1 pseudogene is annotated in these 1,090 nt (G+C 62.5%); it reads left to right on the forward strand.

Features of this window, described 5'->3' with window-relative positions:
* A pseudogene (locus AC5W54_RS22475) lies at window positions 1-1,060 on the forward strand (IS3 family transposase); the annotation flags it as partial.
* Window positions 1,061-1,090 lie beyond the last annotated feature (30 nt).

Consider the following 1,090-nt stretch of genomic DNA (forward strand, 5'->3'; position numbering starts at 1 on the left):
TATCCGAGGCCGCCAGGCGCCTGGGGGTAGAGCGCAGCGTGCTGGATCGCTGGTGCCGCAAGCACCGTCAGCAGGTTTCCGGCACCCCGGGGCGGCAGGAGGATGATCGAGACGCCGAGATCAAGAAGCTTCGCGAAGAAGTTCGTAAGCTTCAGATTGAAAAGGATATTTTAAAAAAGGCGGCGGCCTTCTTCGCCAAAGAGTCGAGCTGAGATACCAGTTCATCGAGACGGAGAAGGCCACCTATCCCGTGGCCGTGTTGTGTCGAGTCATGCAGGTCAGTCGGAGCGGTTTCTATGCCTGGCGACGGCGAGGGCCTGATGACCATCGTCAGGCCCTACTCCGCGAGGTCAGAGAGATTCATCGCCAGAAGCGTGGCAGCTACGGCAGCCGTCGCATGGCCAGAGAGCTACGACGCCGTGGATACGACGTTGGTCGCTACCAGGCCCGGCGCCTGATGCAGGAAGCGGGCGTAGAGGCACGTCAGCGGCGCCGCTGGCGCCATACGACCGACAGTGAGCATAGCCTGCCGGTGGCGCCCAACCTGCTGAACCGCCAGTTCATGGTGGCGGCACCGAATCGAGCCTGGGTGGCCGATATCACGGCGATCTGGACGCTGGAAGGGTGGCTCTACCTGGCGGCGGTGCTCGACCTCCACGATCGGCAGTTGGTGGGCTGGGCGATGGCCGACCACATGCGCACGCAGCTGGTCCTGGATGCCTTGGAAATGGCCGTAGGTCGCCGGCAGCCCGAAAGAGGACTGATTCATCACAGCGATCGCGGCAGCCAATACGCGTCGCATGAGTACCGCGGCACGCTGGTCCGGCATGGGTTCCAGGCTTCGATGAGCCGCAAGGGGAACTGCTGGGACAATGCCGTCATGGAGCGCTTCTTCGGCTCACTGAAAAGCGAGTGGCTGGCGGGCCAGCGGTATGCGAGCCGACAGGCAGCACGACGGGACGTGATCGAATACATCGAGATGGAGTACAACAGCTGCCGGCTCCACTCGACCCTGGGCTACCAGACGCCGAGGGAGATTGAATTGGCAGCTGCGGCTTGAAAATGTGTCCGCTCTGGCTTGACCAGAACA

The sequence above is a fragment of the Halomonas sp. LMYGS-3 genome (assembly GCF_059509875.1).